The organism is Allobosea sp., assembly GCF_051860145.1.
GTDB lineage: Bacteria > Pseudomonadota > Alphaproteobacteria > Rhizobiales > Beijerinckiaceae > Allobosea.
In genome coordinates, this window is the sequence record NZ_JBHYEM010000024.1 from 54,628 (window position 1) to 65,635 (window position 11,008).

The window sequence follows — 11,008 nt, forward strand, 5'->3', positions numbered from 1 at the left end:
ATCCATGATCACACGCAGACAATGGTTGCAGGCGAGCGGAGCCATCGCCACGGCGTTGGCTCTCCCCGCGAGATCCGCCTTCGCCCAGCCGGCCAGGACCGTGAAGGTCGCGATCGGCCAGAAGACCATCGCGCCCAACCTCGTCAACCTCCTGATCGGCGAAGGGCTCGGCTACAACGCGGCCGAGGGCTTCAAGGCGCAGTTCATGACGGTCGGTGGCGTGTCGAACGCGCAGGTCGCCGTCGACCGCGGCGATTCCGACATCTCGACCGGGGTCCCTTCCTTCGCCTTGCCGATCCTGGCCAAGGGCGACTGGGGTAAGGCCATCCATTTCTACCAGTACACCTATCCCTATAAATGGGACGTCGCGGTGAAGCCGGATTCGACGCTCGCGAGCTATGAGGAGCTCAAGGGCAAGAATATCGGCGTGCCAGATTTTGCAGAGACGGCGTTCCCCGTCACCAAGAACGTCCTGCGAAGCCTCGGGCTCGATCCCGACAGGGATGTCAAATGGACGGCTGTCGGCACCGGCGTAGCTGCCGGTGTCGCCCTGCAGCGCGGCGCCGTCGACGCGCTGGCCTACTACGATACCGGCTTCGGCCAGATCGAGGGCGCCGGCATCCCGTTCAAGCTGCTGCCATTGCCGAAGAACGTGCCCATGGTCGGCGGCCAGTTCCTCATGGCGCTGCGCGAGCGTCTGGCGAAGGATCGCGACCTGCTGGTCGGATACGGCCGGTCGGTCGCGAAGGCCTCGGTCTTTCTCGCGGCCAGCCCGCGTGCCGGCGCGCGCGCTTTCCTGAAGATGTATCCGGAGGCGGCGCCGCGCGGGTCCAGCGAGGAGGATGCGATCAAGTCGGTACTGGTCGCGACGGCCCGGCGCATCAAGCTCTACGAGCCGCCCTATCAGGGCGCGAAGATTGGCAGCATCAATCCCGAGGAATTCAGGATCGAGGCTCAGATGAACAATATGCAGATCGGCCCGCTCGACGCCTTCCTGACGAATGAGTTGATCGACGAGATCAACAACTTCGACCGGGAGGAGATCAAGCGCCAGGCGCTGGCCTACGCATGAACGCCGGGGCCGTCGATATGGAAACGCGGACGCCATCGCATGACCCCGAGCCCGTCGGCCACGGCATTTGCGATACGCATTTCCACGTCTTCGGCCGCTATCACCGCTTTCCGCTGCCGGCGGACGCGTCCTATGAGCCTTCCGAGGCACCGGCGGAGGCCTATCTGGAGATGGCAGCCGGTCTCGGGATCGACCGCATGGTCGTCGTCCAGGGCGGCTGCTACGGCACCGACAATGCAGCGATGCTCGATGCCGTCCGGAGCTTCGGGCCATATCGGGCGCGCGGGATCGCGCTCATCGACGACGACACGACAACCGCAGATCTCCACTATCTCCACGCGGGCGGGGTGCGCGGCATCCGGCTCAACGCGATCTCGGACAGCCGCATCGACGCTGCCGCGATCGCAAACCGCGCGAGAACCGCCGCCGAGATGGGCTGGCATGTTCAGTTCCATGCACGCCCCGAGCAGATCGTCGCGCATGCGGCGCTGCTGCAGAGCCTGCCGGTCGATGTCGTGATCGATCATTGCGGGCGGATCGATCCGCGTCTCGGTCAGGACCAGCCGGCGATGCGGGCCATGCTCGACCTCCTCGCGGCCGGGCGGGGCTGGGTCAAGCTCATCGGCTACCGATCGATCCCGCCGGGCGGCCGCGGCGACGAGATGGCGCCCTGTCTCCGGCGCCTGGCCGGCGCGGCGCCCGAGCGCTGCCTCTGGGGCACGGACTGGCCGCATCCGCTGTTGGACGCCGTGCCAAGGACGGAAGACCTCCTGGCGGAGTTCCACCGCACCTTCGACGACGAATCGCTGCGCGAACGGATTTTGCGCCGCAACGCCGAAGCACTCTACCGCTTTCAGTAAAGGCCCGGGAAACGGGCGCCATCACCAAGGGAGAGCAACGATGATCACACGCAGAGAATGGCTTCTGGCGAGCGCCGCCTTCGCCGCCGCGCTGACGATGGCGCCTCGCGCCGGTTTCGCCCAGGGCGCGAAGACGCTGAAGGTCGGCTTCGGCCAGAAGGCGATCAGCCCGAACCTGATCAATCTCCTGATCGGCGAGACGCTCGGCTACAATGCGGCCGAGGGCTTCAAGGTCCAGGGCATGGCGCTGGGCGGCAACAACAACGTCCAGGTGGCGACCGACCGCGGCGATGTCGATGTCGGCATCGGCGTGCCGTCGACCGCGCTGCCGATCCTGTCCAAGGGCGAGTGGGGCAGCGCCGTCAATTTCTACGAGTACACCTATCCCTACAAATGGGACATCGCGGTCAAGAAGGGCGCCGCGGCGAAGAGCTATACCGATCTCAAGGGCAAGAACATCGGCGTCTCGGACTTCGCCGGCACCGAATTCCCGGTGACCAAGAACGTCCTGCGCAGCCTTGGGCTCGATCCCGATCGCGACGTGAAATGGACCGCCGTCGGCAACGGCATTCCCGCCGGCGTCGCGCTGGATCGCGGCGCCATCGACGCGCTGGCCTATTACGACACCGGCTTCGGCCAGATCGAGGCGGCCGGCATGGCGATCGACATGCTGCCCCGCCCGGAGAAGCTGCCGATGATCGGTGGCCAGTTCCTGATGGCGCAGCGCGCGCGCATCGAGGCCGATCGCGCCCTCTTCGTCGGCTATGGCCGCTCCGTCGCGAAAGCCTCGGTCTTCCTGCTCGCCAACCCCTCGGCCGGCGCGCAGGCCTTCCTCAAGATGTACCCGGAGACGGCCCCGCGAGGGTCCACAGCTGAGCAGGCGGTCAAGTCGGTCCTCGAGGCGATCAGCCGGCGCATCAAGCTCTACGAGCCGCCCTATCAGGGGGCCAAGATGGGCAGCATCCGTGAGGAGGAGTTCTCGACCGAAGCCCAGATGAACGGCTGGGACATCAAGGACTTCACCAAGATCTACACGAACGACCTGATCGAGGAGATCAACAAGTTCGACGTCGAGCAGATCCGCGCCCAGGCGCGCGCCTATAGCTGATGGGCGTGTCGGCGACACAAGAAGACGGGCGCGCCAGACGCGCACTCGTCACCGGCGTCAGCTCCGGCATCGGCGAGGCGATCGCGAAGCGATTGCTCGCCGAGGGCTGGAACGTGGTCGGCTTCAGCCGCAGCAAGCCCGGCTTCGCAGCGGCTGGGCTTACCCATAATGCGGTCGATCTTTCCGATCGGGAGGCGCTCGCTGCAGCGCTGAAAGGGTTGGAGCCGCTCGACGCCATCGTCCATGCAGCCGGCATCCTGCGCGTCGGGCGTCTTGGAGAACTCGATCCGGCAAATGCCTGCGAGATGTGGCGGCTGCATGTCGATGCGGCCGAGCAGATCGTCGAGGCGCTGGTACCCTCGCTTCCCGATGGCGCCCGCATCGTCCTGCTCGGCAGTCGGACGGCCGCCGGCTCTCCCGGTCGCGCGCAATATGCGGCGACCAAGGCCGCGGTGGTGGGCATGGCGCGCTCCTTCGCCATCGAGCTCGCACCCCGCCAGATCACGGTGAACGTCGTGGCGCCCGGCGCGACCGACACGCCGATGCTGAGAGACCCGCGTCGCGCATCGGTCGCGCCAAAAATGCCGCCGATCGGCCGGCTCGTTAAGCCGGAGGAAATCGCGGCGACGACGGCGTTCCTGCTTTCCGAAGGTGCGGCCAGCATCACGGGCCAGCAGATCGTCGTCTGCGGGGGGGCGTCGCTTTGAGCTGCCCGCGCCGTCGCCCGACCTAGATCATCGGACGGGATATCGTATCCGGTCCAATGATCTAGCCTTTTGTTTTTGCATCGGCTTTTCCGAAAACCGCAATCCACTTTTCGGGCCGATGCTCTAGCCATCCGGGACACGGCGTGACCGAGCTGAAATTCCGCGACAAATCCGTCTGCGTCACCGGCGCAGCCCGTGGCCTGGGCGCTGCGATCGCTCGGCGTTTCGCCAGCGCCGGCGCTCACGTCCATATCGCCGACGTGCTCGACGAGGAAACGCGCGACCTCGGCCGCAGCCTGGCCGACGAGGGCTTTGCGGCCACGGCGCATCATCTCGACGTGACCGACGAGGCCGATTGGCAGATGCTCGTCGCTGCGATCGGTGCGGCGGGAACAGGGCTCGATGTGCTGGTCAACAACGCCGGCATCATCATCCGCAAATCGCTCGCCGAGACATCGAAAGCCGAGTGGGACAAGGCGATGAACGTCAACGTCGCCGGCGTCTTCCTGGGCATGAAGCATTGCCGCGCGATGCTGGCTCGGGCGGCACCCTCCGCGATCGTCAACATCTCGTCGACAGCCGGCATCATCGCTCATGGTGACCCCTCCTACACCGCCAGCAAATGGGCCGTCCGGGGCTTGACGAAATCGGCGGCGCTCGAGTTCAGCGCCGACCGGATCAGGGTCAATTCCGTCCACCCGGCGATGATCGCCACGCCGCTGACCTTCGCTGCACCGGAAGGCCACATGGACGCCAACCGCGCTGTGATCCCGATGGGCCGGGAGGCCAGTCCCGACGAGATCGCCAATATCGTCCTGTTCCTGGCGTCGGACGATGCCTCGTTCATGACGGGCAGCGAGGTGACGGCGGATGGTGGACTGACGACGGGGGGCGTCGCGCATGCCCGCAAAAGGGTGCAGACGGACATCCAGCAACGTTGATCCCCGCGTGCCTGCGAGAAGGGCTCATCTCACGCGGCTTGTCGTGAAGCGTGCCCTCGCTCATCTGGCGCTGGCAGATTGCGGGTTGATCCCAGCATCGATCCATTCACGCGTCCGTTCGAGGATCTCATCCGAAAGCGCGGAATCGTCGATCGCGCGGGCGAGGATCACCGCCCCCACCATCGCCGCAAAGCTTCCGATCGCCGCGCGGCGCCTGTCTGCCGCCTCCAGCTCCGGGAGCGCCTTGCCGATGCGGTCGACCTGCGATCGGAGGCCTGCGGTCATGGCCGCGCGTGCAGCCGGGGTCTGGAGGCGGACGGCCGCGGCAAGGGCCGCCGTCGGGCAACCGCCGGCGCAGTTGTCGCGATGCCGGGGTGACAGATAGGCGTCGGCATAAGCGCGAAGATCGCCTCCTCCGCCTGCATCCGCGGCGAGGACATGGGCAAGGGCCTGCGCGATCAGGTCGTCCTTCGAACTGAAATGGCCATAAAAGCCGCCATGGGTGAGCCCGGCGGCTTTCATCACCTCCGCCACGCTGACCGCGTCGAACCCCTTCTCGCGAAACAGCCGGCTGGCAACATCCAGAATCCGGCGACGGTTCTCCGCCATCTGGTCTCGACTGACCTTCATTTCAAAATTCCCCGTCAGCTCCGTTGACATTTACATGATGGTCATCATATTTACTGGCATTCATGATGATCATCATGAATATAGGTTCCACCCGCGAAAAGAGCAATGCATGACCACCATTCCGTCAGTCCTCATCACCGGTGCCTCCACCGGTATCGGAGCCGCCTATGCCGAGCGCTTCGCGCGCCGCGGCCACGACCTGCTGCTGGTCGCTCGCGACAAGGCGCGCATGGAGACGCTCGCGGCCCGTCTTCGCAACGAAAGCGGCGTCGTCGTCGACATCGTCCAGGCAGATCTCACCAAGCGCGATGAGCTGGAAAAAGTAGAGACGCGGCTGCGCGATGACGCCCGCATCGGGATCCTCGTCAACAATGCCGGAACGGCCATCGGCGGAAGCTTCATCGAGCAGAGCACCGATGATGTGGCGCGGCTGGTTGCGCTCAACACGACCGCAGTTCTGCGGCTTGCCAGCGCCATTGCCCCGCGACTCGCGAAGGCCGGCGAAGGGGCGATCGTCAACATCGGCTCCGTGGTCGGCCTGGCGCCGGAGTTCGGCATGACGGTCTACGGCGCGACCAAAGCCTTCGTGCTGTTCCTGTCGCAGGGACTTAGCCTCGAGCTCGGGCCGAAGGGCGTCTACGTCCAGGCGGTGCTTCCCGCCACGACGCGAACGGAGATCTGGGGGCATGTCGGCGCCGACGTCAGCACACTGTCCAACGTGATGGAGGTGGGCGATCTGGTCGATGCGGCGCTGGTCGGCTTCGACCGTCGCGAACCGGTGACCATCCCGCCGCTTCCCGATGCCGGGCAGTGGGATGCGCTTCAGGCCGCGCGCCAGGCCATGCTTCCGAACTATCGGAACGAACGTCCCGCCGAGCGGTACCGCACGATCGCCTGAGCAGCGACCTCGCGGCTGGCCGAGGACAAGGCCGACCTGTTCCGCCTTCGGCCGCCCCTTCATCGCCAGTCCCGACCTGGTGGAGAGGCTGGAGACCCGCGCACCGCTGGCGGCTCTCGACCCGGCCACGATCTATGGCGGGGCGCGGCGGGATACATCGATTATCCCGCCATCGCCGCAAGCCGCTCCTGACCCGTCGGGCCGCTCTGTCGGCGAGATTGGAGAACAGACATCATGAGGGCCTTCATCCTCGATAAATACAAGAAGAAGGGCGCGCTGCGGCTTGGCGAGATGCCGGAGCCGACGTTGCAGGATGACGATGTCCTGGTCGAGATCCACGCGGCCGGGCTCAACCTTCTGGATTCGAAAGTTCGCGACGGCGAGTTCAAGCTCATCCTGCCCTACCGCCCGCCCTTCGTTCTGGGACACGACGTGGCGGGCACGGTGGTCCGCGTCGGATCGAATGTCCGGCGCTTCAAGCCGGGCGACGAGGTCTATGCCCGGCCGCGCGACGGCCGGGTCGGGACATTCGCGGAGTTCATCGCCATGAACGAAGCGGACCTGGCGCTGAAGCCGAAGAATCTCACCATGGAGGAAGCGGCTTCCATTCCTCTGGTCGCGCTGACGGCCTGGCAGGTGCTGGTCGAGCGAGCCAAGCTGGCGAAAGGGCAGAAGGTCCTCATTCACGCCGGCTCCGGCGGCGTCGGGACATTCGCGATCCAGCTTGCCAAGCATCTGGGCGCGACGGTCGCGACGACGACAAGCACGGCGAATGTCCCGCTGGTCGAGAGCCTCGGAGCGGATGTCGTGATCGACTACAAGAAGCAGGACTTCGAGAAGGTTCTGTCCGGCTACGACGTCGTCCTCAACAGCCTGGATGGCGACACGCTCCAAAAATCCCTGAATGTGCTGAAGCCCGGCGGCAAGCTGATCTCGATCTCCGGTCCGCCGGACCCCGATTTCGCCAGCGAGCAAGGACTGAACTGGCTTCTACGGCAGGTGATGCGCATTCTGAGCTTCGGCATCCGGAGGAAAGCCGAGGCCCGTCGGATCAGCTATTCGTTCCTGTTCATGCGTGCGAACGGCGAGCAGCTGCGCCAGATCACATCGCTGATCGAAGCCGGGATCATCCGCCCCGTCATGGATCGGGTGTTCCCGTTCGCAGCGACCAACGAAGCCATGGCTTACGTCGAAACGGGACGGTCAAAGGGCAAGGTCGTGATCAAGGTCCGGTAGGCGAGCAGCGTCGATGTTGCGGGCACGAGTATCGTCTACCGGCAGCTTGGCCAACCGCCGCGAACGAATGTCCGCTCGCGGGCAAGCACACCGAGTCCGGTGTTGGCGGGGACCGCGCCGCGCATTATCAGGACGGCGAGGGAGTGAGCCGCCATGCAATTGCGCTGCGTCGACTGCGAGACGTGTTTTGCCCCGCTGCTGAGCTATGAATGCGCCGCCTGCGGCGGCATTCTCGAGACCGTCGGCACGGACGAGGTCGCGCCTTTCCCGTTCGGCGAGGGCGGGACGCCGCTGCTGCGGGCCAGCCGGATCGAGGCCGGGCTGGCGGGCTTTTCGGGCGAGATCTGGCTCAAGGACGAGACCCGCAACCCATCGGGCTCGTTCAAGGACCGGCTGATCGCGGCGGCGCTCGGGCGGGCGATCGCGCTCGGCGCGAAAGGCGTGATCTGCGCCTCCTCCGGCAATGCCGGAGCCGCGACGGCGACCTATGCGGCGCGCGCCGGCGTGCCGGCGATCATCGTCGTGCCGGCGCATACGCCAATGGGCAAGGTCACGCAGATCGCCGCCCATGGCGCCGTCCTGCTGCTGGTCGAGGGCCATTACAGCCGCTCCTACGACCTGGCGCGGGCGCTGGCGCAGCGGCACGGCTTCGCCAACCTGACCACGACCTTCCTCAATCCCTATGCCGTCGCCGGCCTGACGTCGGTCGGGACCGAGATCGTCGGCCAGCTCGGCGGCGCGGCCCCGAGCCATGTCGTGATCCCGACCGGCAGCGGGCCGCTGGTGAAGGGCGTCTGGCAGGGGCTCGCCGAAGTCGGCGCGACCACCCGGCTCGTCGCGGTTCAGGCGGAGGGCTGCGCCCCGATCGTGCGGGCCTATGAGGCCGGCGAGCGGCAGGTGAGCGCCTGGGACAGGCCCGACACGATCGCGTCCGGCATCAGCGACCCGCTGATCGGCTACGAGCGCGACGGCACCTATACGCTGCGGCTGGTGCGCGAGAGCGGCGGGCTGGCGCTCGCGGTGAGCGACGATGCGCTGCGTGCCGCCATGGCGAGCCTGGCGCGGCGCGAGGGCGTCTATGCCGAGCCGACCGGCGCGAGCCCGATCGCAGCGCTACCGCAGCTTCTGGCCAAGGGCGAGCTGCCGGCCGGCTCGCGTGTGGTCTGCCTGATCACCGGGCACGGCTTCAAGGACGTGCGCGCCTTTCAGGAGATGCCGGCGCGCACGCATCGCGTCGCGGATCCCGCCGACACCGCCGCCGTGGCCCGGCTCTGTGAGGTGGCGATGGCGGACCTGCCGTAGCACGCACTTCGCCGCGCCCCGCAGCCCCCTGCGGCATGGACGCCGCTTCCGGCGCCCGGCGCGCGGGACTATGCTTGTCGCCATGACGCAACCGGACCGGACAGGCGCCGAACACGAAGCCCCGCCTTCGCGGCTGGGGCTATGGCTGCTCGGCGGCGGTGCCGGCGCACTCTTGCTGACCGGGCTGCTGCTCTGGTGGCGCGAGGGCGACCGGCTCTTCACCGACGACCTGATCGCCGCCATCGTCGCCTGTTTCTAGGCCGCTGATACCCAACCCGATTCCGCGCCCCGCGAGGACCTAAGTGAACCGCCGCCTCATCCTGCCCCTCGTCGTCTTCCTGGCCGGCGCCCTCGCGCTCGCCGCCGCCGCCTTCATCACCTTCAGCCCGCCCCGACAGGGCGCGAGCGGAACCGCCAGCGTCGGCGGGCCGTTCTCGCTGACGACCGTGGACGGCAAGACGCTGACCGACAAGGAGTTGCGCGGCGCGCCCTTCCTGGTCTTCTTCGGCTTCACCCATTGCCCGGACATCTGCCCGACGAAACTGTTCGAGATCTCCGAGGCCCTGCGCGCGGCCGGCAGCAAGGGCGAGAAATTGCGGGCGCTGTTCATCAGCGTCGATCCCGAGCGCGACACGCCCGAGGTTCTCAAGAGCTATCTCGGCTCGTTCGATCCGCGCATCGTCGGCCTGACCGGCGACCGCGCCGCGATCGACGCCACGATCAAGGCCTATCGCGCCTATTCCAAGAAGGTGCCGCTCAAGGACGGCGACTACACGATGGACCATACCGCGCTGGTCTATCTGATGGACAAGAACGGCGGCTTCGTCGGCGCCTTCAATATCGAGCGGCCGCCGGCGGAAGCGGCGGCGGAATGGCTGCGGCATCTGTGAGGGACCGATAGCAGGACGAGCGCGCCAGCCCGTGCATGGTCTTGTTCCAGGCATGCGGGCGGCGGACATATTCGAGAAGCGCGAGCCAGGCGGCGAGCGAGACCAGCAGATAATAGGCCGGCAAAAGGGGCAGCCATTTCAGCAGGCCGGGCGTCCCGCGCCGGAGCGCGCCGAGCGCCGGCGGCGCCACGATGGCGAAGCTCCCGGCCGCGGCGACGACCACAGCCAGGGCCGAGGCGATATTGTCGAAGCCGCCATCCGAGATCCAGAACGAACCGTCGAGGCAGGCCGCCGCCAGCGCCGCGAGGAAGACCGGATAGCCCAGCGCGCTGACGACGCTGCCGAGCGCCAGCACCAGGAAGGCCAGCGTCGCCGTCCAGCCCGCCTCGCGCAGCAGGGCACCAGGCCGCTGGAGATGGCTGACCAGCGTCTGGACATAGCCCTTCAGCCAGCGCGTGCGCTGCTTCAGCCAGGCCGACCAGTGCAGCGGCGCCTCTTCGAGCGTGTGCGAGGGCAGGTCGGCGATGCGATAGCCGGCGCGGATCAGGCACAGGCCGATATCGGCGTCCTCGGTGACGTTCCAGGCATCCCAGCCGCCGACGGCGCGCAGCGCCTCGATGCGAAAATGGTTCGAGGTCCCGCCGAGCATGATCGGCAGCCCGAAGCGCAGCAGGCCGGGATTCACCACGTCGAACAGGCCGGCATATTCGAGCGCGAACATCGTCGGGAGGAAGCCGTCCCGCGGATTGTCGATGACGAGGCGCGCCTGCAGGCAGGCGATGTCCGGCGGCATGTGCAGGAAGCGCGAAGCGGCCTGCCGCAATTGCTGCGGATCGGGCACGTCCTCGGCGTCGAAGACCGCGACGAGCTCGCCGCGCGCTTCCGCGAGCGCGAAGTTCAGGGCGCGGGGCTTCGTGCGCGGGCCTCCCGCCGGCACGATCACCGGCAGGATATTGGCCGGGAGCGCGATCCGCGCCAGCGCCTCCAGCGAGGCGCGATCATGCTGCTCGAAGAGGAGCCTGATATCGAGCTTGGCCGCGGGATAATCGAGCGCCGAGAGGGCCGCGATCAGTTGCGGCAGCACGGCCTCCTCGCGATAGAGCGGCACCATCACCGTATAGACCGGCAGGCGGCTGTCATCGACGCGCCAGCCATGGCTGCGCCACAGGTCGGGAGCCGGCGGCTCGAACACGGCCGCGAGCCTCAGGAAGGCGAGCGCGAGGAAGACCGGTCCGGCCAGCAGCGCGAGCGCCATGAAGGTCTCGAACGGCGCCAGCGTGCCGGCATAGGAGGCCGGGGCGACGCAGAGCGCCGCAGCGACCTTCTGCCCCGGGCTGGTGCCGCCGCGCGCGCTCGGCCGCGCC

The 11,008-nt window shown here is 67.2% G+C and carries 12 protein-coding genes and 1 pseudogene; 11 read left to right on the plus strand and 2 right to left on the minus strand.

What is annotated here, in order from left to right; all coding sequences use genetic code 11:
- Window positions 1–4: 4 nt before the first annotated feature.
- From ACTIF2_RS24575 to ACTIF2_RS24595, 5 genes are all read left to right on the plus strand, one after another.
- Complete coding sequence (locus tag ACTIF2_RS24575; protein WP_439499764.1) at window positions 5–1,072, plus strand: ABC transporter substrate-binding protein; 1,068 nt, start codon at window positions 5–7, stop codon at window positions 1,070–1,072.
- A 17-nt stretch (window positions 1,073–1,089) separates the two neighbouring features.
- A complete protein-coding gene (locus ACTIF2_RS24580; RefSeq protein WP_439499774.1) occupies window positions 1,090–1,932 on the plus strand; it encodes an amidohydrolase family protein in 843 nt (280 codons plus the stop codon).
- A 40-nt stretch (window positions 1,933–1,972) separates the two neighbouring features.
- Window positions 1,973–3,040, plus strand: coding sequence for an ABC transporter substrate-binding protein (locus tag ACTIF2_RS24585; RefSeq protein WP_439499765.1), 1,068 nt, complete (start codon window positions 1,973–1,975; stop codon window positions 3,038–3,040).
- A complete protein-coding gene (locus ACTIF2_RS24590; protein WP_439499766.1) occupies window positions 3,040–3,747 on the plus strand; it encodes an SDR family NAD(P)-dependent oxidoreductase in 708 nt (235 codons plus the stop codon). Before ACTIF2_RS24585 ends, ACTIF2_RS24590 begins: the two co-directional genes overlap by 1 nt.
- A 143-nt stretch (window positions 3,748–3,890) precedes the next feature.
- Window positions 3,891–4,688, plus strand: coding sequence for an SDR family NAD(P)-dependent oxidoreductase (locus tag ACTIF2_RS24595; protein ID WP_439499767.1), 798 nt, complete (start codon window positions 3,891–3,893; stop codon window positions 4,686–4,688).
- A 60-nt stretch (window positions 4,689–4,748) separates the two neighbouring features.
- Here ACTIF2_RS24595 and ACTIF2_RS24600 read toward each other — a convergent pair whose 3' ends face one another.
- The gene (locus tag ACTIF2_RS24600) at window positions 4,749–5,318 is read right to left on the minus strand and encodes a TetR/AcrR family transcriptional regulator (protein ID WP_439499775.1); all 570 of its coding nucleotides are present in this window, start codon (window positions 5,316–5,318) and stop codon (window positions 4,749–4,751) included.
- 109 nt (window positions 5,319–5,427) lie between these two features.
- Here ACTIF2_RS24600 and ACTIF2_RS24605 point away from each other — a divergent pair, with 109 nt between their 5' ends.
- The 6 genes and pseudogenes from ACTIF2_RS24605 (at window position 5,428) to ACTIF2_RS24630 (ending at window position 9,644) form a co-directional block, all read left to right on the plus strand.
- Window positions 5,428–6,216, plus strand: a complete 789-nt coding sequence (locus tag ACTIF2_RS24605; protein ID WP_439499768.1) for an SDR family NAD(P)-dependent oxidoreductase — start codon at window positions 5,428–5,430, stop codon at window positions 6,214–6,216.
- 3 nt (window positions 6,217–6,219) lie between these two features.
- A pseudogene (locus tag ACTIF2_RS24610) lies at window positions 6,220–6,408 on the plus strand (alkene reductase); the annotation flags it as partial.
- Window positions 6,409–6,450: 42 nt separating this feature from the next.
- Window positions 6,451–7,452: an NADP-dependent oxidoreductase gene (locus tag ACTIF2_RS24615; RefSeq protein ID WP_439499769.1), complete on the plus strand. Its 1,002-nt coding sequence runs from the start codon at window positions 6,451–6,453 to the stop codon at window positions 7,450–7,452.
- A gap of 153 nt (window positions 7,453–7,605) precedes the next feature.
- Window positions 7,606–8,754: a threonine synthase gene (locus ACTIF2_RS24620; protein ID WP_439499770.1), complete on the plus strand. Its 1,149-nt coding sequence runs from the start codon at window positions 7,606–7,608 to the stop codon at window positions 8,752–8,754.
- An 82-nt stretch (window positions 8,755–8,836) separates the two neighbouring features.
- A complete protein-coding gene (locus ACTIF2_RS24625) occupies window positions 8,837–9,013 on the plus strand; it encodes a hypothetical protein (RefSeq protein WP_439499771.1) in 177 nt (58 codons plus the stop codon).
- 43 nt (window positions 9,014–9,056) lie between these two features.
- Entirely contained in the window at window positions 9,057–9,644 is a 588-nt protein-coding gene (locus tag ACTIF2_RS24630; protein WP_439499772.1) for an SCO family protein, read from the plus strand.
- On the opposite strand, the gene ACTIF2_RS24635 is transcribed toward ACTIF2_RS24630, so the two are convergent.
- On the minus strand, window positions 9,589–11,008 hold a 1,420-nt coding region (locus tag ACTIF2_RS24635), incomplete at its 5' end, for a glycosyltransferase (protein WP_439499773.1). The two genes, ACTIF2_RS24630 and ACTIF2_RS24635, sit on opposite strands and share 56 nt — an antisense overlap.